This window comes from Photorhabdus thracensis, assembly GCF_001010285.1.
Taxonomy (GTDB): domain Bacteria; phylum Pseudomonadota; class Gammaproteobacteria; order Enterobacterales; family Enterobacteriaceae; genus Photorhabdus; species Photorhabdus temperata.
This window is the reverse complement of sequence record NZ_CP011104.1, coordinates 4,505,154-4,530,441: the sequence shown is the minus strand read 5'-3', so window position 1 is coordinate 4,530,441 and position 25,288 is coordinate 4,505,154. Positions and strand designations below refer to the sequence as shown.

The 25,288-nt window shown below is 46.7% G+C and carries 18 protein-coding genes and 1 pseudogene; 1 reads left to right on the top strand and 18 read right to left on the bottom strand.

Annotated features, from left to right (window positions below; translation table 11 throughout):
• Window positions 1-62 precede the first annotated feature (62 nt).
• Window positions 63-473 (bottom strand): annotated as a pseudogene (locus VY86_RS19740) (IS701 family transposase); the annotation flags it as partial.
• Window positions 474-709: 236 nt separating this feature from the next.
• On the opposite strand from VY86_RS19740, the gene VY86_RS19735 reads away from it, so the two are divergent.
• Window positions 710-931, top strand: coding sequence for a hypothetical protein (locus tag VY86_RS19735; RefSeq protein ID WP_046976234.1), 222 nt, complete (start codon window positions 710-712; stop codon window positions 929-931).
• A 544-nt stretch (window positions 932-1,475) separates the two neighbouring features.
• On the opposite strand, the gene VY86_RS19730 is transcribed toward VY86_RS19735, so the two are convergent.
• The 17 genes from VY86_RS19730 to tssC form a co-directional block, all read right to left on the bottom strand.
• Window positions 1,476-5,096 (bottom strand): transporter substrate-binding domain-containing protein, encoded by a 3,621-nt coding sequence (locus VY86_RS19730; protein WP_046976233.1) that lies wholly within the window; start codon window positions 5,094-5,096, stop codon window positions 1,476-1,478.
• A gap of 3 nt (window positions 5,097-5,099) precedes the next feature.
• Window positions 5,100-5,726, bottom strand: coding sequence for a response regulator (locus VY86_RS19725; protein ID WP_046976232.1), 627 nt, complete (start codon window positions 5,724-5,726; stop codon window positions 5,100-5,102).
• 16 nt (window positions 5,727-5,742) lie between these two features.
• Window positions 5,743-6,981, bottom strand: coding sequence for a hypothetical protein (locus VY86_RS19720; protein WP_238591507.1), 1,239 nt, complete (start codon window positions 6,979-6,981; stop codon window positions 5,743-5,745).
• Between the two features lie 190 nt (window positions 6,982-7,171).
• Window positions 7,172-9,715, bottom strand: coding sequence for a type VI secretion system ATPase TssH (tssH, locus tag VY86_RS19715; RefSeq protein ID WP_046976230.1), 2,544 nt, complete (start codon window positions 9,713-9,715; stop codon window positions 7,172-7,174).
• Complete coding sequence (locus VY86_RS19710; RefSeq protein ID WP_046976229.1) at window positions 9,708-13,205, bottom strand: type VI secretion protein IcmF/TssM N-terminal domain-containing protein; 3,498 nt, start codon at window positions 13,203-13,205, stop codon at window positions 9,708-9,710. The genes tssH and VY86_RS19710 overlap by 8 nt, the downstream gene beginning before the upstream one ends.
• 15 nt (window positions 13,206-13,220) lie before the next feature.
• Complete coding sequence (locus tag VY86_RS19705; protein ID WP_046976228.1) at window positions 13,221-13,844, bottom strand: DotU/TssL family secretion system protein; 624 nt, start codon at window positions 13,842-13,844, stop codon at window positions 13,221-13,223.
• Window positions 13,841-15,238 (bottom strand): type VI secretion system baseplate subunit TssK, encoded by a 1,398-nt coding sequence (gene tssK / locus VY86_RS19700; protein WP_046976227.1) that lies wholly within the window; start codon window positions 15,236-15,238, stop codon window positions 13,841-13,843. Before tssK ends, VY86_RS19705 begins: the two co-directional genes overlap by 4 nt.
• A 4-nt stretch (window positions 15,239-15,242) precedes the next feature.
• Window positions 15,243-15,902, bottom strand: coding sequence for a type VI secretion lipoprotein TssJ (locus VY86_RS19695; RefSeq protein ID WP_046976226.1), 660 nt, complete (start codon window positions 15,900-15,902; stop codon window positions 15,243-15,245).
• Window positions 15,895-16,992 (bottom strand): type VI secretion system protein TssA, encoded by a 1,098-nt coding sequence (gene tssA / locus VY86_RS19690; protein ID WP_046976990.1) that lies wholly within the window; start codon window positions 16,990-16,992, stop codon window positions 15,895-15,897. The genes VY86_RS19695 and tssA overlap by 8 nt, the downstream gene beginning before the upstream one ends.
• Before the next feature lie 13 nt (window positions 16,993-17,005).
• On the bottom strand, window positions 17,006-17,305 hold the full coding sequence (locus VY86_RS19685) for a PAAR domain-containing protein (RefSeq protein ID WP_021323682.1): 300 nt from the start codon (window positions 17,303-17,305) through the stop codon (window positions 17,006-17,008).
• 11 nt (window positions 17,306-17,316) lie between these two features.
• Window positions 17,317-17,901 (bottom strand): DUF6931 family protein, encoded by a 585-nt coding sequence (locus VY86_RS19680; RefSeq protein ID WP_046976225.1) that lies wholly within the window; start codon window positions 17,899-17,901, stop codon window positions 17,317-17,319.
• Window positions 17,902-17,934: 33 nt separating this feature from the next.
• Complete coding sequence (locus VY86_RS19675) at window positions 17,935-19,941, bottom strand: type VI secretion system Vgr family protein (protein WP_046976224.1); 2,007 nt, start codon at window positions 19,939-19,941, stop codon at window positions 17,935-17,937.
• A 21-nt stretch (window positions 19,942-19,962) separates the two neighbouring features.
• Window positions 19,963-20,934: a type VI secretion system baseplate subunit TssG gene (gene tssG, locus VY86_RS19670; protein WP_046976223.1), complete on the bottom strand. Its 972-nt coding sequence runs from the start codon at window positions 20,932-20,934 to the stop codon at window positions 19,963-19,965.
• A complete protein-coding gene (gene tssF / locus VY86_RS19665) occupies window positions 20,925-22,736 on the bottom strand; it encodes a type VI secretion system baseplate subunit TssF (protein WP_046976222.1) in 1,812 nt (603 codons plus the stop codon). Before tssF ends, tssG begins: the two co-directional genes overlap by 10 nt.
• A gap of 11 nt (window positions 22,737-22,747) precedes the next feature.
• Window positions 22,748-23,188 carry a type VI secretion system baseplate subunit TssE gene (tssE, locus tag VY86_RS19660; RefSeq protein ID WP_046976221.1) on the bottom strand — a complete coding sequence of 147 codons (441 nt, stop codon included), beginning with the start codon at window positions 23,186-23,188 and terminating at the stop codon, window positions 22,748-22,750.
• Window positions 23,189-23,242: 54 nt separating this feature from the next.
• Window positions 23,243-23,737 carry an Hcp family type VI secretion system effector gene (locus VY86_RS19655; RefSeq protein ID WP_036839875.1) on the bottom strand — a complete coding sequence of 165 codons (495 nt, stop codon included), beginning with the start codon at window positions 23,735-23,737 and terminating at the stop codon, window positions 23,243-23,245.
• 66 nt (window positions 23,738-23,803) lie between these two features.
• On the bottom strand, window positions 23,804-25,285 hold the full coding sequence (tssC, locus tag VY86_RS19650; RefSeq protein WP_046976989.1) for a type VI secretion system contractile sheath large subunit: 1,482 nt from the start codon (window positions 25,283-25,285) through the stop codon (window positions 23,804-23,806).
• Window positions 25,286-25,288 lie beyond the last annotated feature (3 nt).

The window sequence follows — 25,288 nt, the reverse complement described above, 5'->3', positions numbered from 1 at the left end:
AACAATCAGTAGATCACACAACGCTATGCTTGTCTATTTTCTGGGGATTCCTCAGCCCCACCGCCGGCATAGCACAGGAAGACGCCAATCTGGCTGTTCTCCACCCGTCCGGCGGTGCTGCTGTACTGGCGCTGTACGCCGGCGGAGTACTGCCCTTTCTTGATGAATCCGGTCTCATCGACAATCAGCACGCTGTTGTCATCCCGCAGGTGGCCGACAACGTAGTCACACAAGATATCGCGGGCCGCGTCGGCATCCCACAAGGCACGTTCAAGCAGATGCTGTACCCCGTCAGGCGTGGCTTCGCCCATCCACTCAGCCAGTTGCCAGCCGTTCTTGCGTTCGACGTTGCTGAGGAGTCCCTTAAGGTAGGCCAGACTGCGCTGTCGGGGTTCGGAGCGCTTGAACAGGGGAGCTAAACGGGCGTGTAATGTATCCAGCTCCTGTGTCCACAGGGTCAACGGTGTTTGCATCGAATCTTTCGCTATGTTGGCATGAGAACTTGGCGCATTATGACACAATATCTATCTACGGCTGTAGTACTAATACTACAGCCGTAGATACCAGAAAGTTGCATTTTCCTTGATGCTCACAACTCTGAGAAACCGCATGAATTAAGCTTTTCTATGAGTGTCTTTTCTGTTGAAAAAAGTAAGTACGGCTGTAGTACTAGAGGGATATCCCCGCCACTTTCGGTTAATGGAATACGGTGTTCCGCCGTTTTAATCTGGGGTCAAAAAATGAATTTAGAGGTGATCCTGACGGTTTATTTGAGATGGGACAGCTGGGTAAAAAGCTGGGTAAAATATCGCCAGTGGCGTGGCAACACATTAATTTCTACGGTCGATTTGAGTTTAATGACATAGCGACAACATTTAGCGTTGGTGAGTTCGTCAAGTCGGTTGACCTGACGACATTATTTACAGATTAAAGTCATAAACAGTGGAAGGGCTTGAAAAGTAACTTTGAACCCTATCGGGGGATGGGCAAAAATAGCCAAGATCCCACCGACTAAAGTTATCGGGCTGTAAAATGATGATGCTCTTTCTGCAATCTCATGTGCAGAAATATCAATCTGACGGATCCCTGCATTACGAATTTTAAAATAAATGATGTTGTTGATTTATTATTTAATTCTAGTGAAATTAAATATATATTAATTTTCACACTGATACATAAACCTTATGTTCAGTCATTGAGATTGTCAAAGATCTTAATCTGTATTTTTATTATCATGACAAAAATAAAATAATTTTGTATTTCTTAGATATAATTAATGAAAATCCAGAAATAATTGAGAAATGTTTTATTACAGATTGTTATTTTTTAAAAAATAACTGTGAGTAAGGCGAGAATAAGAGAGCTTCTCCACTCACTATTTTGGGAAAATATTTAGATTCAAGAACTCAGACGAATAAATGGTGAGGAGTATGGATACCCCTCACCCCATTCAGCACCCTTTGTTAAAAGCTATGTCATTCACCTTGATTCACATTTTGCAATTTTTCTAATTGCTGCTTAATCTGCTGTTGGAAATATTCCGCACGAGTCAACAAAACTTCAATCGTCTTCTCATCATAACGTTCACCTTTTTCAATACGCAGACATATACGTATTCCTTGCTGATATTGCAGCAGAGCAAAAGCGCCTTTCATACGGTGTGCGTGATGCGTGACTTTTTCATCTATTTGTTGATTTTCCGGTTGTCTCAGCTCTGCAATATCTTCCGACATCCCTTGCCACACTGCACTGAATAATTGGTGCTCTACAGTAACATCTCGCTGGGCCAGCGCCTGAATCTCATCAAACTGCAACGTGATTTCATCATTCACCTGTCGGTAATAACGGTTGATTTCTGCCAGCAATTTGCTTTGTACCAGCGGCTTGGTCAATACACCATCCATTCCCGCGTCCAGACAACGGGCTTGCTCAGTAGAAAATGCGTTCGCGGTACACCCCAGAATAATAAACGGTGGTAATTGCCGTAGTCGCTCATGTTTTCTCAATAACTGAGCCAGTTCATAACCATTCATCACCGGCATCTGGCAATCTGTCAGCACGAGGTCAAAATATCCCTCTTCCATCAGATTCATCGCTTGTTCACCGCTTTCAGCTAATACGACATGATGACCCGATGGGGCTAACTGCAACGACAACACCTGTAAATTGGCAGGTAAGTCATCAACAACCAAGATATTCAGCGATTCGTGAATTTCCCCTTCAATATTTTCAGTTTTTTCGCTTACTGCTTCTTTCTCAACAATACTGCGCATAAGTGGTAACGTTACTGTAACCTGCGTGCCGCCACCGGGTGCACCGGTGATTTTCAGGCTACCACCCATGAATTCAACTAACTGTACCGAGATGGGTAACCCCAACCCAGTGCCGGTTTTACCACCACAGTTTTGCGTCACTTGTACATAAGGCAGCAAAACAGCTTCATACATGGTTTCCGGGACACCACAACCGGTATCTGCAACCACCAGCGTGATTTCATCTTGGTTACTCTCTGGAATATGCCGATAGCTGGCGCTGATTTGCACTCCGCCCTGTTCAGTAAATTTAATAGCATTGCCCAGTAAGTTATTGACTACCTGAGTTACACGTGTTGCATCCAGCAGATGGTAATATTCAGACGGTAAATCGAATTGCCGGGCAAAAAACAGCCCCTTCTCCTTAGCGCGATGACTAAAAGCCACTACACAACTTCCCAGAACTTCCTGTAAGGATTCCGGTTTCAAATTCAGCACCATACGTCCAGATTCTATCTTGGAAAAATCCAGCACATCACCGATTATTCCCTGTAAAGACATTGCAGCGTGCCATGCGATATGTAATGGCGTAGATGGCAGAGTTTGCTGTTTTACCTCCAGATCGAGAATACCGATAATTGCTTGCAAGGGAGTGCGGATCTCATGGCTCATGTGTGCCAGAAAATCTGATTTTTCCAAACTGGCAAGTTCAGCCTTATCGCGCTCCTGACGCAGTTCTTGCGCCAACAATTTACGCTCGGTCACATCAAACCAGCCACCAATTATTCCCTGAACAACGCCTTCGGTATTGCTGTAACTTTCAAGCCACAAATAAACATCTCTGTCCTGACCCTGGATAGCAATGCTACGATCGGAAAAATGCGCAGGCGCCCCTTCCAGACAGCGCAGAAAAATCATACTGATATCTTTCTCATCAGCAGGTTTTAAAAAGCACAGAGAAAAGAGACTACGACCAATCACATCAGATCCGAGGGTGTTCATCTCACGGCGGAAGTAGAGGTTCGCTGCCGTAACGCACATGGTCGGATCGCAGACAAACATTGGCGTAGGCATGTTATTAAATAGTGTTTCCCAATACGTCAGTAAATCCTGTAAGTTGTTTTCCGCTCTTTTACGTCGTCTGATCTGATGGGCAAGATAACTCCCCCAAAAGGCCGAACTTAACGCAATGACAAATAACGCTCCTCCCCACAATTTCATCCAGGGAGAAATTTTATTGTCAGCATAGGCTGTCACATTTCCCATAGATAACCACTTCAGGCGCAACACCCGCAGCTCATTTGGCGGTAATGCATCAATGCTTTTATTTAATATATTAACCAATTGAGGATAAGCGGGTATGATGGCGTATTGTTCCGGTTGCAATGAGCCTTCAAAAAACTGAATAGAAATATTGGTACCATAGTGACTTGCTTGCAGATAATCAGCACTTATCAAGCTATCAAAAGTTGCATCTGCTGCCCCGGCCAGCACCATATCAACACCTTGCGTCACATTATCAACTTCCATGACGAAGATCTCCGGATATTGCTTCAATACCGACAGGAGAGCATGACCGCGCTGAATCGCTACCCGATGGTGTTTAAGTTGTTCAAACTCATAGGGCGCATTACGCTCATTGCGAGTGATCATCACCCATTCCACAGTACCATAGGGATGACTAAAAGAGAGCCAGCGACGACGTTCTGGCGTATCGACCAAAGAAGTCATTTGAGCTTCGCCATCTTGTAATAGTTTTTTGATCCCCACTGCGCCATCTGCCGGGATAAAATTAAAGGTAATGCCACTTTTCTCTCCCAGCAGACGCAAAATATCCACATCCAGACCGGCGAGTTGCCCATCTTTATCCAGAAATGAGTAAGGCGGCGCAGTACGGCTAATCGCGACATTGACGACAGGATTTTTTTTAACCCAGGCTTTTTCTTGCGGCGAAAAGATTGTGGTGTCGTTATTGTCGCTCAGAGCCAGCCCGGAAACCCAACGTTGATAAACCTTATTTCTGGTTTCGTGAGGAATGGCAGTCAGAATGAGATTTATTGCTTCAACGATACCATCGCCGTTGCGGGCAAGAAAATCATACCGCTCTCCCTGAGAAATATCCCGACGGTAAGTCAGCTTTGTAAACGGGCGAAAAGCCAGCAAATAGGCAATCTGGCTTTGTCCGTCCAGATAGGCATCGACTTCACCATCCACCACGGCTTGTACTCCCTCCTGTTGGTTTTTCGCCACCAAAACACTGCGGTAATGTTTACGCAATTGCTCAATGGTATTCGGGTTACTGCCTGGTGCTGCCATAATATTCATTTGTTCAAACGGCTTATTGACTTGTTCTTTGCGTACAATCAAGGCAAGCGGCTGTACCAGAATCGGGTAAGTGTCATCCTTCCTATTTCCCGGCTGGGGTGAAGCAGAATGTGATAACAACTGAATATCTCCACGCTGTAATGCTGCATAGGCTGATTCCCAGTTACCAAACAGTCGTACCTCCACCGGCCTTTTTAATACGGTTTCAATCAGGCGCAGATAGTCAGCGTAAATCCCTTCCAACTTGCCATCCCAACGATGGATCACCAATGGCGCACCAATGCAGCAGAGAATGCCGACTTTTAGTGTTGGAAAGTGTGAGGCCAGAACCCCTTGCTCTTTGGTGGGTAATGGCGCAAATTCCTGAGTGACGACATTCGAATAAAACTTCACCGGTAACCCGTATGAAGGCAGCTCTTGCGCATTACGGTATTCAAACAGATTGAGACTCCGGCCAGATAATGGCAACAGGAGTATCAATACAGCTAACCATCGTGATCCTTTCCGGCCGCCTTTCATCTATTACAATCCCAATCCAACCTGATGCAAATAATTATAAAGCGCTGCTTCATTATCTAACCCCAGTTTTTTCATCGCGCTAATTTTTTGTGCACTGATCGTCTGCTTGGTACGGTATAAACGTGCAGCGATATCATTTACACTCAATCCTTGCCCCAATAATTTAATCACTTCCAGCTCTTTACCGGTCAGCGCCTTTACCACTTCTTCGTCCGGAGATTCAATAAATTGCTCGCTCAAATAAGGCTTATCGTGCCCTGTTGTACTGTACAATCCTTTCACTAACTCGTGAGACAGACTGTTTTTGTTCAAAATCGCTTTCACTTTATAATCAATTAATGAAGCTATTATCTTCCGGTCGCTGAGCATTGTGATCACCACAACAGGTAAATTCGGATATTGCTCACGAATTCGGCTGATCATCCGTAACCCGTCGATCTGGTTATCGCCTGGCATATTGAAGTCCGTAATCAGCATATCCGCCTCTTTTTCCTCCAGCAGAGAAAAAAGTGTAGTCACATCATGCGCCTCCCCCACAACCTGATAATTCTCGGGTAATGTTGCCAATACGGCGCGTAGTCCTAATAAGAAGACTGGATGATCGTCAGCAATAATGACTTGTCTCGGCATTGATTATTTCTCCATATTATTCTCTATCCGCTATTTCACGCATAGTTCCTTCAATAAAACCGGCATTTTCGCCTACATGAACGATCAAGGCGATAATCACTGGGTTAAATTCGCCTTTACCATCAGCAATCCGAATTTTTAACGTCTGCGGTATCCGCGAGACAGAACGTTTAAGCTGTTCGATTTTCTGCCGATCTTCTGTATGCACCCAAGCCAGTAACTGCGACCAACAGGCGGGCGCTTTACCAAACCGCATCCAGGCCGCGTCATGATGCCAATACAGGTGCCCGTCGGTACTTAACCGAAAATAATTAATCTGTTCTTGCTCCAGCATAGCACTCATTAACAAAAAATGCGCTTTACGGCGATGTAATACATTGATTGTGTTATATAAACAACTACAGCATAACAACGCAGGCAGGGTAAATGCGGTACTGTACCATGCCGCAATTTGCACGTTCTGTTGGATACTCATTAATCGGGATGCGAACGGCCCAAAGCCAAAAATGGTTGCACCCACGATCCCTACCGTACATAAGGATAAAAAGCCGCTTAATACCAGCAAATCACCTCTTAACGCCAGTAGCATCGGCAAGCTGAAGGAAAAGAGGAGCGCTACTCCTTGCCAATGTATTTTCCCGGTTTCAGGTGGCGGGCTGGTAAACAATGCTGTCATGGCAAATACAGCCACCAACCATAAACCATAGGTTTTCCTGTCTTCAACCCGGCTTTTCTTGTAGGTGATGCAAGAAATAACAAAAAACGTAAACGGCAGATAACTCAACACCGAGCAGACAACAATCGGTAATGAAATAGATATATCGATAGGGTAACCCAATAAATGAAGTACCCACTTCGCCATAAATCGCTCAATAATTCCGCTTAACGAGCAAAGTACTGTCAGATTGAAGATGTCACTTGCCCGCCTCGGGGCCCACATTACACCGTAGAAAAATTGCCAGACCAACCCTGTCACTACCAGCATCACCACATTGATACAAGAAAATATCAGCGAGACGCTCACCGGTCTGCCATACCATTGGCTGGCTGTTAGCGAAATCAGAGCACCCGTTATTAACCAAACAGGCCAGTACCGTGGTGCCCTGGCGCAAAAAATACCTTGTAACAGGCCAGCCGGAAACCACACCAGTGACGACAGGCTCCAGACATCCCGCACTTGCAAACTCAGCAGTGCCAGCGCAAAATTGATTAGCGTAAAAATAAACCAAAAGACCACTATCTTTTTCATTTTCATCAGGATCTCATTTCGTAACACTGAATGTTACATCATAAGATAATATGCAGCATTGAATGTTACATCACAAGATAATACGTAACACTAAATGTTACATCATAAGGTAATAATAGCAGAGAAGGCAGTTTCTTACCCTAAATTGATAATGTTTGATAGTTTTAGTCTTTATTGGTGATAGTTTCTTTTGTTATTACGATAATTGTATTTGGCCTTCAATAACATCCAGGCGTACATCCTCATTCACCGGTGCATCTCCTAACAGCAATTGATCTGATAACAGCGGCAAGACGAACCGGGTTAACAGGTTATCAATTTCACGGGCACCACTTTCCGCGATCCGGCATCCTTCAGCAATAAAATCCACCAGCGCATTGCTATAATGCAACTCGCATTGGGTTGCTTGACGATAACGCATCACAACTTTATTCAGTTTATGATGCACAATGGCATGCAGAATTTCGCCATGTACCGGTAAATAAGGAATGACCTGCAAGCGACCTAAAAATGCAGGCGTAAAGATACGTTGCAGTTCCGGCCGGATAATTTCCTGAATATCGTCAAGTGTTGCCGGATGAATTTCCCCCTGTACTTTCACGCCTTGCATCGCTGCACGCATCACCAAATCCGATGCGGCATTAGTGGTCAGAATAATCAACGTATTGCGGAAATTAATCTGCTGTCCTTCAGCATCTTCCATCATGCCTTTATCGAACACCTGGAAGAATAGCTCCAGTACATCGGGGTGTGCTTTCTCAACCTCATCAAGTAATACCACGCTGTAGGGCTGATGGCGAACCGCCTCAGTCAGCACTCCCCCCTGTCCATAACCAACATATCCTGGGGGAGAGCCTTTCAGACCGGAAACAGAATGTGCTTCCTGATATTCCGACATGTTGATAGTGATCAGATGATGTTCACCGCCATACAATTCATGCGCCAACGCTAAGGCAGTCTCAGTTTTCCCCACACCAGAAGGACCGGCAAGCATAAATACACCGGTCGGCTTTACCGGATCAGCCAGTTGTGCTTTAGCAATCCGAATTTGACGGGCTATCTGACTAAGCGCATGATCTTGCCCCATTACCCGTTGATTAAGGCGCGTTTCCAACTGGCGCAGCACATCGCGTTCATTTTCCACCATCCGGCCAAGAGGTATCCCGGTCCAGCCGGCAACAATATCGGCGACACAAGCAGCATCAACACAGTCAAATACATAGGCATGCTGATGGTGACGCTGACGCAGTTCCGCACGCAGCACAGGTAACCGTTCGTCGTGTTCCTCACAGGCAAGGATGTCGTTTACTAACTGACGTTGAGCGTGATATTCCGGCAAAATTTCCTCCAGGGATACCTGCAATTCGGTTTGACGCTGTGCCAACTTCTGTAATTGGGTTTCATGACCACCTTCACGCAATAATGCTTCCTGTTCGGTGGCAATGTTTGCCAGCATAGCACGCAGATCTTCAATCGGTGCAGGTTCGTCAGTCTGTGAAACGGCAACACGGGCACAAGCGCTATCCAACAGACTAACCGATTTATCCGGCAATTGACGCCCATTAATATAACGGCTGGATAATACAACGGCTTCTGTCACCGCCTCTGCAAGCACTTTGACGCCATGATGTTTTTCCATCGCCGGAGTCATGGCGCGCAACATGGCTGTCGCCAGTTCGATCGAAGGTTCTTCAACTTTGATCACCTGGAAACGACGCGCTAACGCGGCGTCTTTCTCAAAGTACTTCTTATATTCCGCCCAAGTAGTTGCAGCAATAGCACGCAATTCACCACGTGCCAACGCCGGTTTCAACAGATTGGCTGCATCGTTTTGTCCAGCCTGACCACCAGCGCCAATCAGAGTATGGGCTTCATCAATAAACAAAATCACGGGTGTGGGATACCCTTTCACCTCATCCAATAATTTCTGCAAGCGACTTTCAAACTCACCTTTTACGCTGGCGCCCGCTTGTAACAGCCCCATATCCAGCGTGAATAATTCAGCTTGTGCCAGCATTTCCGGTACACGGCCATCGACAATACGTTGAGCAAGTCCCTCGACCAGAGCTGTTTTACCGACACCTGCTTCACCGGTTAATAACGGGTTGTTTTGGCGGCGACGCAGTAGCACATCAATTAACTGACGAATCTCCCGTTCACGGCCCAGAACCGGATCCAGTTTGTTATCACGCGCCGCCTGCGTCAGGTGATGAGTGTATTGCGCTAGCGCGGATTGGGTATGATTCCCGACGGGAGCTGTAATGTGCTGCGGTTCTGTATGTATCTGTGTACGCAGCCACTGTTCTATCGCATCAGTGTTACACTGTAACGCCTGCTGTAGCTCCGATGTGAGTGAATGATGCAGCGACGGATTCATTATCAGTGCCGCAACCAGCGCCTGAGGGGTAATCTGCAACGCTCCCCAGTGGGTACTGGCGTACATCCAGCTCTGCTCCATCCATTCTGTCAAGTTAGTAGCCAGTACCGGAGGACGATGATTACCGCTGCGTAATAACGTCAGTGATCGCTGACAGACATTCAGCAACGCGATAGCATCAATACCACCGTGGTGACACACCTGTTCCATCATCAGCATCTGTTTTTCAAACAAAGCCAGCAACAGATGCTCAATTTCCACTTCATGATGGGTGCGCCGTACTGCCAGGTTAGCGGCCTCATCAAGACACTGACGCGCTTCCACCGTTAATTTACTGACGATCTGTTTAAGATAACTACTCACTTTTAGGTTTCCTTAATTCATTCCAATATGTGGTGATCTGTAACGGCAACGTAGAAAGGGTTCCTTTCGCCACCACCGGTTCACTTAAATTTAGTAACTGGCTGTCCAGTCGGTTGCGTTGTTCCAACAACGCCGTTTGTTGCTGCTGATGTTGTTGCCATTGACGATACAATGCTGAAACTTCCTTCCCTCCGCTGATCTGATAGCGTACGGTGATATTATTGATGCCCAGCGCACTTAATTCATCGTGTTGCTGCGGGAATGCTTGTGCTGCCAGCGTCAATTCACCACTGGAAAAGGCATGGATAAATTGCAGCAAACCATCAGTACCAACGTAGTTTTTACTTAGCGTAAAGTCGGGGAAATACACCTCAATTTGTACCTTGCTGCATGATCCAGGACTCCAGTGTAAGGTCCTGCTGTCATTGAAATTCATGCTTTTGAGTTGCTGTACACCATCATCACAACTCAGCGTCACTGAACTGCCAACCGGCAATACCCGGGCTCCTCGATTGGCAGTCGCGGGCTGACTGGTAACCATCACCTCCGCCGATTGATCCTGTTCCGGTTCCTGCTGTTCCGTCGCCAGTTCACGCTTACTTTCCAGCAAGTTGAGTTTCTCTTGCAGGCGACGACGAATATCAGATGTCGATGAAAGCATGTCGTTCGGCTGGATCAGGTTATTGATATAGAAAATGAAATCATCGTTAAACGGAAAGACCACATCTTCTATTGCCTGGCGTTTAATACCCTCAGGACGAATATCCAACGCATATTCTGCGGTATCCCGCACAAACGCATTGCTGTACTCATACAACCGCGCGTTCAATTCCCGGCCATCAAACAGTTCCTGCCTGCTTAATTTTTCCATCGGCCAGATCACTTTGCTTTCCCACTGTGTCTGCAAACGGCTGGCGGCACTTAAGAATGCATAACGCAATACCAGATGTGCATCACCCTGATAGAGCCGCCATAAGGTTTCATTGACAGCTCCATTCTGCTTATTTTCGGTCTCATGACGCCACAGAGTGAAAAGATTAAATAAGGTACGTAAACCGTTATTATTCAGCTCCCCTTTCTCGCTACTCAGCGCATTTTTGACCAACAACTCTGTTTCCATATCACTGAGCAATTCACGCTGGCTATTTAACTGCACAGCCTGCCGGAAGGCGCGATAGCGTGTCAGTGCGTTGTCATCCAGCTGCACAGAGATCTGCGGTGAAATGCCAAGCCATGACATGACGCGCTGACGCAAAGAGATGTTCCCCAGCGAAACGCGTTGCATCACGTTACTTTTTTGCACATAACCATGCAGTTGCCATAAACGCTGCTGCGTCTGCAACCAGGGCTGCTTATCTTCCTGCGCCACCGTAGATAAATCACTCTCCAACTGCTTTAAGAAGGCGATATAAGGACTATCATATTGACCTGTTGCCAATATCAGCGCTCTCCAGTTTTTCTTGCCGCGTACCCACTCTTCCGCTTGTGGCATAACCTGGGCGAATGCTAACCATTCTGACTGACGCTGATTCTGATACTGTTGATGAAACGAGCGCTGCAAAGGAACAAAAACCGCTGGTCTGTGAAGCGCTTGTGCCAGTTGATCCAGAGTAGCCTGAATATCACGCTCACCTGCCTGGGTATAAATGCCGCGAATACGGGCGTTAATTTTGGTGGCATCATCGCCGGTCAGCGGCCAGAAATCAGCCAGCGTCAGCGAACGTGTTCCTGCGGGTTGTTCGTCGGCTAACAGCCATTGCCAGTTACTGGTATCCTCCAGTAAGGAGTGCAATACATTCCGCCATTGCTCAAATTCCTGCTCTGCATTGTCCTGCTGATATTGCGCCAGACGCAGAGCCACGCGCTGTTCTGCCGATAAAGGATCATTTTCACCGCTTAACAGTGAAGCGGAATAAGCTGGCATACGTTGCAAAGTTTCCAGCGTAGCGCCATGCGCCATTGCTTGTTCAATATTGATAAAACGTGCCCAATGTAAAGCCAACAGCCGTTTTTGCGGTGCCTCAGCGTTATGGAAGCGTGTAAGCAAGTGTGTAACTACCGACTCCGGGTTGAACGTTTTAACAGGCGCTTGTTGCTGATAGTCCCTCGCCATACGTTGTTCCATCGTATGGGTAACCGGATAAAAAATCAGATGTGACAGGGTTTTCTGCAACCAATACTCAACCTGCCGATAACGCAAGTAACTGCGCTCAAGCGGGTTTGCACCATGGATATTCTCAAGCTGCATGACACCGCGCCAGGTAGTGACTAATGCGTTACCTGCTCCGTACACCAGCATCAAACTGAATATGATAATCAACGCACGTTTGGTCAGTGTTCGCCAACCTGTCAGTAAAACGGCATCATTACGGTGAACCTGTTTGGGCAAATATTCTCCTAACAAACGGTGGCTGAAAACGCCTTCAATTTGCTGTGGTTCTGCCTGATGTTCCGCAGTAAAAAACATGCCTCGCAACAGACCATGCTCCAGATAATGGTCATGATCAAATAATGCGCTCAGGTAGTAGCCCAGTGCCGGTTGCAGTTGAGCAACAGTTTCCGGCAACGCCAGCACTTCAGCTTCCGGTTGTTGCCGTTGCTGATTGAGCAGTTTAAGGCGCATAGCTTTCAAGGCGTTAACAATAGCGCTCATACTCTTGTCCAGCACATCGGTAACATTATTATCCGTGTGATGCTCAATAAAGTTGCCCAGCAATTCAGCACGTTGTTCTACCGAGAGTTGTGCGCACCAGTGGTTAAAACCCGGCAATGTTTCACTATGTGTGAGGATCAACCAAACCGGCAGGCGGCGTTCCAGGCGTATCTGTAATGGCTCCAACTGCGCCCGCACATTGCGTGCTGCAATATACAGCGCTCTGTTGTCGCTTTTTAGCAATTGCTCCACTGACAGGCAAACCAATACACCGGCGGGCTTACGTACTTGCGCGATCCAGCGTATCAGACGCAGCCATGCTTGCCGGTACAACGATTGCCCTTCGGTATAACGACCAGAAACCACCATGTACATAGCACGGCGGAAAAACCACCAGCGACAGGTAAAGCTATTCTCTGTAAGCGATGGCAGATTCTTCCCTGTCATCGGCGCCACATTACAGTGAGCTAATAGCCCCTGTTTACCATTACCACGTTCTCCCACCACCAGAAACCACGGTGGCATGGATCCGTTACAGTGTAACAGAGAACGAAACCGGCGCCGGCTTTGTAAACGTCCTCCCCACCACCAGTGCTGATACAGTAAATATTCCAGGCGATGGCTTCCCTTCCGCCAGAATTTATTTATCCCGCGCAGTTTATTCGTTATTTTCGGTAAGAATGCCATCACTCCACGCAGCAGTAATAACAACAGTAATAGGAAAAGAAACAATAACAGTATTGTCGGCCATGAAAGCGCCACTGCAATAGCTAAACTGAATAGCAGAAGGATAGCCATCACGCTGAACCAGCCAATGGCATAAAATAACTTTTTCATGTTTAATTTCCGAATTTATCGGCCAATATTCAATAAATAGACGTTGATGAAAATATAAATTAATGTAATAGATAACATTAATAATATTAATTTAACGTGCCATTTATTATTGGATCGTCTATTTTCCAGAAGATTATCGCATGTATTCATTAGCCGATGATTTTCTAAAGAAATATAACGACGCAAAGTATCAGGAAGATTCTCTAATTCCTGCTGGATAATATTATGCAATTCCAGATTGTCATGTTTGCCATAACGACCATAAAACCCAGAAAGCAGACAAAAAACATAGACTAGACGAACCTGGTAATTATCCGGCACCAACGCGGCAAGACGATCAAAAAACGTATTTCCACCAAGCTCGGCATCATAAAGCTCTGCCTGCAATGATGATTGTCGCCAAACACTCAATTCTTTTTGACCTGCACACAGAATGGCTTCATCTGCCCAAACCACCACAGCGAAGTTTGCCTCTTCGATATCCTGCAATCCATAACCATGCAGGCGCGCTTTATTTTGTGCCTGCGTCAGCGCGGCTAACAGTGTTTGCCGCAACTCTTCGGCATGATTCACCTGCTGTTGAATCATGCGCAGCACACAAGTGAATACCGGAATATAACAATCTAACAAACGCATCATGATGCTCTCACTATAACGATCTCTATCTGCAAATCGTCTGGCGCATCAGCCCAGTGCACCGCCACACACTCACTCTCTTCTACCTGCCGCCACAGCGCACCGCGATTTTCTACCCGGAAATAACGTGTATTTGTCCGGTTAGGTAAACCATGCGGCGCAATTTCCTGGTAATACAAACGTACACCAGGCAAAGCGCGATTAATAATGCCGTCGATCTGTTCCGCCGCGGCCAGCTTAATCAAACGATCGTCAGGAATTTCACGTTCGCTATGGGTAAAGCTGTCAGAATGCAGCACCAGATAAACCCGCTGCTGTTCACTGGCTCCCGCAACATTAAACACGGCATGATAATAACCGCGACTTTCCTGTTGCAAAGGAATAACCGTATTCGGTTCCAGCACCAATGCATTGAGCAGATCAGTAATTATCCGTTCACAACTATCGAGAGTCAGGGCCAAATTCAGATGCTGATATTTTTCCAGCATTTCTTCCTGCCCGTTCCACTGCCCTAAAAAAGAGCAACGGTCGGTAAAACAGGAAAGCTCGCTGATCAATTGGCGCAATAGCCCAAAAATCTGTAAGGGATGAACATCCCGCGCCTCCTGAAAATGATGTAACTGCACGACATAGCGAGCCAGAGTACGCAACGTCAGCAATAGTGTGCTTTTTTCCTGGGTATAAACTTCCCCTTCCAGCGTTTGTGGACGTTTTAATTCTTCCAATTGATGGACACGCCCGGTCAGCTCCTGGCACAGTTGCTCAATGCGTTGCCCCAGTTGTGGCGTAGCGTATAGCGTCAAACATGGCGGCAGATAGCGGTTATCCAACTCAATGCCGTCACCGGTACTGTGCAATTGACCCACTGGCAACAGGGTATAACCCGTTGCTTGTGCAATCTCATCGTGCAGGAAAAAACGTAAGTTATAGGTAAGTTGTTGTACTTCTGCTTCCGGCCCCTCACCAAAGGCATCCCGCATACGCTGTTCTTGCGGCCATGTCACCCAACGGCTGGTAATATTACCGACACTTCCGCTATCGGTGATACCGGTGACGTTACTCTGATTGTGGCTGAACATACGCAAGCCGACATAAATGCGCTGCGGTTTTTCGCGTACCAGCCAGCAATCACGTAATGATCGGGCACTGAGTACACCATTGACACCACAATCCACATAACAACCGTCGGGAAAAATGAACGCTGCGTTATGAACACTGAGCACTTCATCACTTAGCGCAGCCAGATTGAACGCCAACTTCACCACACCAAACGCATAAGGTTGAGTCAGTAACTGATAACGTCCTTGCCAGTATTCATGTTGCAGCTCATGCGCCTGAAAGTGCTGCGGCTGTAAATACAATCCTGAATACCAATACATCGGTTTATATTCAAACATGACGTTACTTCCTCAATGGATTTCTGTCATTGCCGGAGCCGGCCGTTTGTCCGGGGTAAATCACCTCATCCCCAGCGTTGCCTGCGGAGAAATCACTGCGGGTAATGGCATAACGCCCTAACATCAACTCAACATTCATGGGAATAAATTCAGCATTCCAGGATTTATTCCACCAACCGTGCGTCTCAAGACGCAACGGTAGTGATAACACACGTACATGAGTGCTATTTGGTGCAGGGTAATAACCGGCAATCAATGCGATATAACGTGCCTGTTCTGCTCTATCAATATGTAAAGAGACAGATTGCCCCGGTATCATCACATAATTATCTAGCTGTAATATCTGTTCTGTCGCACCGGTGCCGGCAAATAAATTACGTAACAACACCGGATTAGCCAGTAATTTATCCAGTTGTTCGCGTTTTTCCACCTGAGCAATTAATATCGTGCAACTATTCGGTATATTATTAAAAATATTCAGTTGCGCATCGGCAGTCATTTTTAAACGAATGGCATTATTGGCATAAACCGGTTTAGCCTGTTCAATTGCCTGCAAGCGTTTTTCATTATTGGAAATGGAATCACTACAACCACTTATTAGAAAAATTACTGTTAATATTAAAAAGCTGCGTTTAATGACATTATAAAAATTTATATTATTCATTTTGCCCTCTGTTTTTATCCGGCCCTTTTATTACGCGCATAATTTCTTGTAGCGCGGAGGAATTATCTTCCATCATTTCCTCCAGCCATTCGGCCATTCCCATATTCGCCCAACGTGCTGCCCGCTCCATTAAATATGGCACTGGGCTGGTAGGTTCATTCTGTCGAAAATAATTGGCGATGTTGATCATTTGCTCAATGGCAATAGCGCGCATTTCATGATGCGTCCGACCTTCCGCCAAAAAAGTCGTGTTAATGCCGTTTGACTCTTTTCCTCCTGGCACGGTCTCTTCACTGCTGTGTTTCTGAGCTGATCCCGGAGCAACAATTTCACGAAAACGTTCGATTAATGCCACCAAACTTTGCAGATGCTGCGTACTGGCGCTCATACTGTTGCCGGATGTTGGCAATAAACCCAGCATGATTTGCTGCAATGCTTCCAGTGCGTCGCGGACCTGTTCGGCCTGTTCCAGTAACCGGTTAAACCGCCCGGCGGGTGTGGTGCGAATACTGTCGTCACATTCAGCGATACCAAAATAGCCATCACTGATCAGAGGAGCACGTAATTCACTATTAACTGCGATACGTTGTTCAAAATATTGCACCCGTTGCCAGACATTCAGGCTCAATTTGTCATCATCAGTCAGTGTCAGATTGTCCAACTGTTTCGCCAGCTGTTTATCCAGCCAACTCAAGCGGCCAAGACGGGCATCCGCACTGTTTTCTCCATCATCATCCAGAGGCGGATAAAGTACCGGCCAAAAAGTTTCCAACAAGCGGGTCAGTAACGTGATACCACCGGCAATACCTTCCAAACCATACAGCTCCCCTTGTGCCTGGGTTAGCCAACACGCTATCTGTAAGTCTTTACTGTGTTTTTCCAGTACTTCCTGACATAACGCTGAAACCTGCATCCAATCAGCCTGACGGGTTTCACATCCCCATGTATCGTCCTGGAGAAACTCCTCATCGGTTTCGCGTGCCGCATTTATTTGTTCAAAAATAGGTTCGTATTCGATATCACATCCTGCCGGTTTATCAGCAGAAATGGGATGTAAAAAACGGGCGATATCTGTTTGTGCTAAATTCACAGTGATTTCCATTTCAGGCAATAATCACCAGCGGGTAACCTGTGGTAATTGTGCCGCCATGCGCGCACAGATCACCAAGTCTGGCCGCGGGTCTCCCACCAATCAACACTGTCGGGCTGCCCATCACCACCGTATCCGGCGGTCCGACACACACCAACAGTGATCCCATTGTTGCTGCTGGTAAACCACCAATCAGCACAGTCGGTACGCCTGGCGGCATAATGGGTCCGCCCACATGGGGTATTGGTGGTACCGCCGGCGACATCATTGGACAAATATGCATATCACCCACACGGGCTGCTGGCATTGGCATCATTGTTCTCCTTATAACGTAGCTTCATGGTACAGATAGTTTTTGCGGCCCTGATCCTGTGACAGTGGCAATTGCTTCAGTTGACTGTGTGCCAGTTGAAAAAATTGCTCAACGTACAGCGCTTGCTGTTCCGGTTGTTCGCCATAGACATGCAGGATCAGACACAACGTATCTGCCAGTGTCGCAAGTGATTGCCACGGTTGCGGATAGACTGCTTCCAGATCAGGTGTTGTCATGCTGCCTTCACTCCAGAAAACTGAAAGCACCAGACAGGAAATCGGGTTATCAAACCCCACAATCTGTGCCTGTTCGAACAGCTCATGACGCAGTGGATCACCGCCATTAGCGCGCCAGCGCCGTACTTGTTGCAGCAATAAGCGCTGCTCTTGCATCAAGTCTCGTTCGTAAACGCGGGAGATAAATGTCAATGCCAGTTCCAAAGCCTGAGCATACGGCAACATGAAAATGGTGTAGAACACCGCGTCTTGCCACAACATTTCCTTATTGAGCGCCGATAAATTCTGTTCGTGTACGGCATGTTGCTGTAATACCAATTCCGCCTGTGGCGAAAGCTGGCAGTGTCGTAATTTAACCATTGTTCTAAGCTCTTGTTATTCTTTGATCCTGCATTAACCAATCTTGGTCAAGATCCCTTTCACCATAGCAATGCCGGTAGCATCCACCTGAACAATGCCGCCTTTTAATTGTGCCATTGCGCTGCCTGCTACTTTTACCGTGGTCCCAGTGAGTTCCGCTATGCCACTGCTCTTTAACGCCAGTTTTCCTGAGCCTTCTACCGTGACAGACGGCGCTTTAATGGTAATTCCTGCTGGGGTAATCGATAATTTGCTGGCACCGACTTTCAACTCAATCCCCTGACTTGCGGTAATAGTGCATTTCTGACCAACATTAATTTTAGCGTTGCCTCTGGATACTTTCAGCGCGTAATTACCTGCGCTAACGGTAGTAGTGAAATTGCCGCGATCCAGCGTTTGCTTCTTATCGCCTTTTTTTACCTCGGTTAACGCGCTACCTTCACTCAGGATTAACGTGTCATTGCCCTTTTTAATTTGGGTATCGCGTTTTTCTTCGATTTCCCATTGCGCGTTGCGATCAATTTGCGCTGAAAAATCATTCTTTACTTTCAGACGCATATCTTTTTGTGAATGAAGTAAAATAAATTCTCCCCCTTTTTTATCTTCGAAACAAAGCTGATGCCCTTGCTCCACTGTGCCTTTTGCGCTACTGCGCGTGGCAATGCCGCTTTGCGTTTTCTGCCCTGGTAGCGCAAACGGGGGCATCTTCACTCCGTTATAAACCGTTCCGGTTACCAACGGACTATCCGGGTCGCCGTCAACAAAACTCACCAGTACTTCACTACCCACACGTGGTACAAATTGCGCCCCAAACTTTGCGCCATTCCAGAATTGGCTCACTCGTACCCAGCAAGAACTGTCATCATTTTTTTTGTGTTCTTTATCCCAGTGAAACTGGATCTTGATACGCCCTTGCGCATCGGTATGGATCTCTTCTGACGACGGACCGACAACCAGCGCAGACAACACACCGGAAATATAGGGCCGGATGACAGAAGGTCGTGGGCGAAATACTTTATTCGCCGGAAATAAAGCGACTTGCGACGAAAACAGTAATCCGCCTTCTTCCAGGTTACTTTCCGCTTTTAATTGCTGGTGGCCCACCGCATACCGACCATCGGCACTGACGTGTCCTTTCAGCGTAAATTGATGCCCAACTTGTAAACCGGGATAACTGTTAACGGCACGCGCGTAATGTGACTGTGATTCCCACTGTTCCATGCACAACGCCGCCTGTGCCTCTAGTTGATTATGCTCCTCCTGACGTCGGTCGTCATAGATAGAAAGCTTGGGGTTGACGGAATAGCCGCTGTTCGCTTTGGCACTGGCGCTGACTGCCGCGGCGTTTTTAACGTTATAACCATTCATTTCCACGGAACCTGGGATAATCATGCGATGAATATGCCAGGCGCGTAGCCCATACCCTTGCTGATCGCCGATCTTCGATTGATACGGCAATACGGCTAAAGGCGCATTAGTAAACGTTGAGGGGTGATCAGCCAACACCAGTACATGACGCCCCTCTTCATGGCGGAAGAAATAGAAAATACCCGCCTGTTCCAGCTGGCGCGTCACAAAGTCAAAATCCGATTCCTTGTATTGCATACAATATTCAAGCTTCGGATAATGGCTTTTTAACGCCAGTTCAACGTCGTTAAACCCACGTTTACGGAAAATATCGCATACCATATCCGGCACACTGATGCGCTGATAAACACGCAGATTGCGGGTTAACGTCAGCATTTTCAGCCACGGTTCAATGCGTGCCTGATAACAAAACTGGCCGTCGGTAAAACCTTGTTGCTGTAATTCAGTCAATATGCCATGCACAATACGGTAATTTGGCGCTTCACCAATACGAAATGCCAGTGGTTTACCAATATAAGGCTCCAGCTTGTCCCAGTCTGCGCTGGAATAGAGCTGAACAGAAAATGAATAAGGCTGAGACAGGTGTTCTTCACCTTCGATTTTACTCAGCGCCACAATATTCGACAGGCTACCGATAACCTGTAAAAAACGATTTTTTTGCCCTAACAGCATATTTTTACCTGCATTTTTTATTCAAACCGCGTAAGGATTCGCACATTCAGCCAAATAAACACGCTGAATATTGCTATCTCCAGTATTCCCTAAACAACCATCCCACCCCAATCGGCGGCTGCCATTTAACATATTGCCCTGCCCACTATGCTGCACTAGTAATTCCAGCGAAAAAGAGAGCAGCGGCCCGGCAAATTGCCACACCCACTGCGTCAATTTGCGATGTTGTTCATTTCCCGGCATAAAAGCGGCGTGTTGCCAGGCAGCAAATGGCCCCAGCTGAATATGAAACCCTGACTGGATATCCCAATAAGCATGACCCAACATCGGGTTATCACCCAACAAACTGCGGCCCAGGCAACAACAATGTGCCTGTTCGGCATATTGCCAGCGCCCTTTAAAGGGATTAATGATGACCGGCATGTTAAATTCCCGCTGCAACAGATGTTGTAAGTTCACCATTGTACGAACCGGTGTCGCCAGTAACCCAATACAAGCAGGATGAGTGCGTTGGGTCTCGCTCTCGGTCAATTGTCCGGCTGCCGCGGCAATGACTGCCGGCAGTGCCTGAGAGCCTTGCAGTTCTGCATTGACGTATAACCGGTATTTCTGCCATGCCTGAAAACGTAAACTAAGCAGCCGGTGGGTAAAAATATCAATAAACGCCTGATCTGATTCATCACCATAGCGATAACGCCTGTCGATCAGCCATTCGGTATAGCGCAACGGTAATGCCCCAAAAGTCCCTAACAGGCCAAAATGATGTACCGCCATGCGATATTGTTCATACCCCTCTTGAGGAGGCATCAGGGATTCTACTTCCCTTTCCGGTGCCTCCAGTGTTGGTACAGAACTGAATTGCACCACATCATCAGGGATGATCACTGTTTCTTCACTCTGACGATGACGTTTAAGCAACCGGCGTACATTCTGATAAAAACGACCGCCCGCCAAACGCACCTTGTTTTCTGCATTATTGCTTGCTAAAGCCATGTCAGTTTCCCGCTGCGGCGTGGCCAGCGACGCGTACTATTATTGACCGTCTCTAACTGTGTGACAGTTTGCGTGAAGCTGTTAATTGGCGCATACATAGCGATAAAACGTTCCAACAGACTGCAATACAGATAAAAATCGACAAATTCGCCCGCCTGTGCCTGAAAGATCAGCGTTACCTCCAGTCCCCGCGCCAGAGAATAAGGGTCGGCGGGGTTTAAGCGTGCACTTACCGGCGCAATAGCAATCTGCTGTAACTGTGCAATCAACCTCGATATGGCCGGATCACTGATCAGGTTGTAGAGTTCCAGCGTTTCTTTTAAGCACTGAACTCCCTGCGGACCACTCAGTAACATTTGGTTCAAATTGAGTTGCGACACCAGCCGCCAGTTCAACGCACAACTTGGTTGTGGACGTACCGGCAATCGGGGGCGGATCAATCCCAGAATTTTCACACCTGGCAAGGCACTTTCTGATTCGAAATCCCCATCAGGATGACCGTTACTCAACTGCTGTGGTACATCGCGGTTGGTACAGGTCAGACTCAGTATCACCACATCGGTTTCTGGTTTCAGATGTTCGCCGCGACTATCAGAAAAACCGATGAACATATTCATCCCTGTGTCGTCATGTCTTAGTGAGGGGCGCGATGACGCCTGCCAGAACAACGGAATCGGCTCGTCATATTGTGTATGTTCAATGCCAAATAACGACGGCATTGGTCTGGAACTCAATTGTTCCTGCTGACGGCTGACAACCTCAACCTGATTGATGGTATAAACTTCCATGCTTTGTGGACGACGTGCATCCGGCTGAACCAGGTATTCATGCTCGGTTTCCAGTGGAATAATCGGCTCCGCCTGATGAGGAAACAGATTGACGATGGGTACGCAATTCAACCGAAAGGTTTCGTTGCTCACTTTATCACTCATACGTTCAATACGACGCAACGCTATGCAATCCTTAAGCCGGAAACGATATTGCAACCCGTCTGATGAACTGGAGATCAAGCCGGCATCAGGTAACGGAATATCCAGAAATAAAAATCTTTCAGGAAAACTGAAATAATCGCGGAACAAGTGGTGAACCGGATTGATCAATAAATCATCGGCACACAAGTTGTCTTGTGGGTCAAAACCCACCACTTGAATATCCCGACTATTCATGCTGAATGTACGCTCACCCAACCGGCATTCCAGTTGCTTAACTTGTGCCGAAAGCAATTCATACAAGCTGTGAGTCAGCACTGGTGCACCATGTAAGTACAAACGGATATGGCGAGCCTGAAAACTGGCGCCTGGCCACAACGTAAAATTCAACGTTAAGATAAAATCCCGGTCGTAAGGGTCCGGCGTCAGCTCCGCGTGTGTTAAATCCAACGGCAACATTTCCAGTGGATATACTGTACGGAAATGACATGCCACATCATCTACCGGCTGAGAAATCAATGACGTATGCCGTGCTACCGACATCATCCCGGTAACGCCGGATGTCTGCGGATCCTGTTGAAACTGCACCAGCGATACCGACGGTACCTGACGCAAAAACTGCGGTGCCAGCACTTCCAACATTGCGTTACTTAGCTCCGGCATATCCTCATCAATACGTTGATGGATTTTTGCCGTCAGAAAAGCAAAAGATTCCACCAGACGTTCTACATGCGGATCTTCCGAAACGCCCTCCGCGAATCCAAGCCGTTTGGCTATTTTAGGAAAACGCTGAGAAAACGCAGCGCCATATTGTCTTAAATAATTTAATTCCCGGTTGTAATAAGTCAGTATTTTCTGTGGTAATAGCATCATATTGTTTATTATTATTTATCCCATGAAATTGAATAGGTATATGCGGTACTGCTCCATGAAATAGAAAACACCACCTGTTCATTGAAAAAGTCTCCATTCACCCAGAAAGTAATATTCTCCGGCGTATTCTTCTGTAATGTAATAACGACATTTTTCAAGCGTGGTTCGAACCAGGAAATAGCTTGGTAAATATTATTACTCAGTGCATCAATACGTTCATCATCGGAAATATCCACATTAATGACATCGGAAACACCATAATTTAAAACTGATTTCGGCAACTCCCCAAATAATGGTGAAATTGCAGAGATCGGTCTTGATGAAAACAGCATACTCAAATCGGAAATCAGGCTTTGTACAACTTCCTGACGTGACCAGTTCAACGTTACACCACGTTTTTCATCTTGTGGGTAATCGTCTTTCAGACGATGGAGAAATGAGGGCTGAATCATAATATCTTTCCGGGCAGAAACCGCCGGCCAAAGGCCGGCAGTAAACAGTCAAAGTTACTGTTTCTTGTTCTCAATAAGATCCCAACCTTCTGGACCTGCTTTGCTGCCTTTGGTTCCATCTGGGCTGAGTGGAGTGAATGTCCATTTAATTTTGGAATAGGTGATAGAAAACTGCTCTTGTGGAAATTCACCACCGCGTGAACAGGTTTCATGGACATCGGAGATAATACATTCGTCCATCTCAACTTCCGCGTAAGGGTGCATTTCCCCTTTGAAAATCGTACAGATTTCCAGTTTCACTTTCTTAATCGCCGTACCCTGCGCCACTGCGGACAACAATTTGATAGAACTGATGTCCATCACCTTCACACAGTCAATGGTACGGAAACCCGCTGCACCAACGGTAATCTTACGTTTACCACTGTCTGCGATGCGTGCGTGGTTGAACGCACCAAAGTTGACATGCTCCAGCTCAATCCAGTCTTTATGCTTGCTGTCGGTACTCTCACCTTTAATACCATCGATTTGTAAAAAAATTGAAGAACTCATAATTAACTGCTCCAGTTAGTTGTAATAAATAAAAATAAATAGGACAAATCTTAATAAATAGAATAATCAAGCCGCCGATGACGGCGGTAAATCAGCAACCAGCCGTAAAGACATACTTAATCCTTCCAATTGGAAATGTGGCCTTAAATAAGCTACCGCTCGATATGTTCCAGGTGCTCCTGGAACTTCAACAACATCAACCCTTGCCTCGCGCAATGGATGACTGGCTTTAATTTCTGCGCCGACAGTATCAGAACCAACAATATATTGGTTGATCCAACTTTGCAGATAAGACTGACATTCTCCGCAGGACATAAAACTACCCACTTTGTCACGCACGATCATTTTCAAATAATGGGCGAAACGAGAAGTCGTCATAATGTATTGCAATTGTGTCGATAATTTTGCGTTGGCATTTGCCAGGTCAGAATTATATTTCCGCGGTTTGTTAGGCGACTGCACCGAGAAAAAAGCGGCATAGTCAGTACCCTTATAATAAACCAGAGGAATGAACCCTAATTCCGCTAACTCTCTTTCACGGCGATCAGAAATAGCCACCTCAGTCGGGCATTGCAGCATCTTTTCACCGGACACAGAGGCGTAATGATGGGTCGGCAATGCTTCTACCAATCCCCCGCCTTCCACACCACGAATCGCCGCGCACCAGCCATATTGTTCAAATGCAGACACCATACGGCCTGCCAGTGCATAAGCGGCGTTAATCCACAGATAACTGCTGCTGTCCCCTTCTTTTACCTGTTCTTCGAAACAGAATTGTTCAACCGGGATAGTTTTTGCCCCGTAAGGTAAACGGCCAATCACCCGCGGTAAAGTCAAGCCAACATAGCGGGAGTCATCAGATTCCCGGAAACGCTTCCAGCGCAGATAATCGGATGTTTCAAACAGTTTGGACAAATCGCGTGGACGTGGCAGTTCACCAAAATCATTCAGACCCAACATGCCTGCGTTGGCTGAACTGATAAACGGTGCATGGGCTGCTGCTGCCACATGGGAAATCTGCTCCAATAAGTAAAGATCTTCCGGGCTGTTATCAAAGTCAAAATCACCGACAAATGCTGAGTAGGGTTCACCACCAAAGGTGCCATACTCATACTCGTAAACATTCTTAAACAACATTGACTGATCGAAATCAGATGCCGATTTAAAGTCCTTAATCAAATCGGTTTTTGTCGCGTTCAACATGCGGATCTGGGTATTATCAGTTTCACTCTGGTCGAGTAATCCTTTTAGCCCTACCCAGGACGATTCCAGACGCTGGAATTCCGGGTGATGCAACACTAGGCTCAGTTGAGCGGACATTAGCGCGTCAATCGCGGCAATACGCTCTTCAATGCTGTTTACTAAATCACCAGAAACCACCAGCGAACCTGACGTTACTTCGGCCAGAAACTGGTCGAGCTGGCTTTTGACCCGATCACGATCGGCTTCCCGACGAATAGCTTGGGTGTTATTAATAATCTGATCAAGAAAATCACCGCTTGTTTCCAGCGTTTTCAATTCTTGCTGTTCAACAACGCTCTGTTCCATGTT

Coding starts and splice junctions, on each gene's coding strand:
- VY86_RS19685 (WP_021323682.1), bottom strand. CDS start 17,305: ATGCCAATGCCAGCAGCCCGTGTGGGTGATATGCATATTTGTCCAATG.
- VY86_RS19680 (WP_046976225.1), bottom strand. CDS start 17,901: ATGGTTAAATTACGACACTGCCAGCTTTCGCCACAGGCGGAATTGGTA.
- VY86_RS19655 (WP_036839875.1), bottom strand. CDS start 23,737: ATGAGTTCTTCAATTTTTTTACAAATCGATGGTATTAAAGGTGAGAGT.
- VY86_RS19710 (WP_046976229.1), bottom strand. CDS start 13,205: ATGAAAAAGTTATTTTATGCCATTGGCTGGTTCAGCGTGATGGCTATC.
- VY86_RS19705 (WP_046976228.1), bottom strand. CDS start 13,844: ATGATGCGTTTGTTAGATTGTTATATTCCGGTATTCACTTGTGTGCTG.
- tssC (WP_046976989.1), bottom strand. CDS start 25,285: ATGGAACAGAGCGTTGTTGAACAGCAAGAATTGAAAACGCTGGAAACA.
- VY86_RS19695 (WP_046976226.1), bottom strand. CDS start 15,902: ATGAATAATATAAATTTTTATAATGTCATTAAACGCAGCTTTTTAATA.
- tssF (WP_046976222.1), bottom strand. CDS start 22,736: ATGATGCTATTACCACAGAAAATACTGACTTATTACAACCGGGAATTA.
- VY86_RS19730 (WP_046976233.1), bottom strand. CDS start 5,096: ATGAAAGGCGGCCGGAAAGGATCACGATGGTTAGCTGTATTGATACTC.
- tssE (WP_046976221.1), bottom strand. CDS start 23,188: ATGATTCAGCCCTCATTTCTCCATCGTCTGAAAGACGATTACCCACAA.
- tssG (WP_046976223.1), bottom strand. CDS start 20,934: ATGGCTTTAGCAAGCAATAATGCAGAAAACAAGGTGCGTTTGGCGGGC.
- VY86_RS19720 (WP_238591507.1), bottom strand. CDS start 6,981: ATGAAAATGAAAAAGATAGTGGTCTTTTGGTTTATTTTTACGCTAATC.
- tssK (WP_046976227.1), bottom strand. CDS start 15,238: ATGTTTGAATATAAACCGATGTATTGGTATTCAGGATTGTATTTACAG.
- VY86_RS19725 (WP_046976232.1), bottom strand. CDS start 5,726: ATGCCGAGACAAGTCATTATTGCTGACGATCATCCAGTCTTCTTATTA.
- VY86_RS19675 (WP_046976224.1), bottom strand. CDS start 19,941: ATGCTGTTAGGGCAAAAAAATCGTTTTTTACAGGTTATCGGTAGCCTG.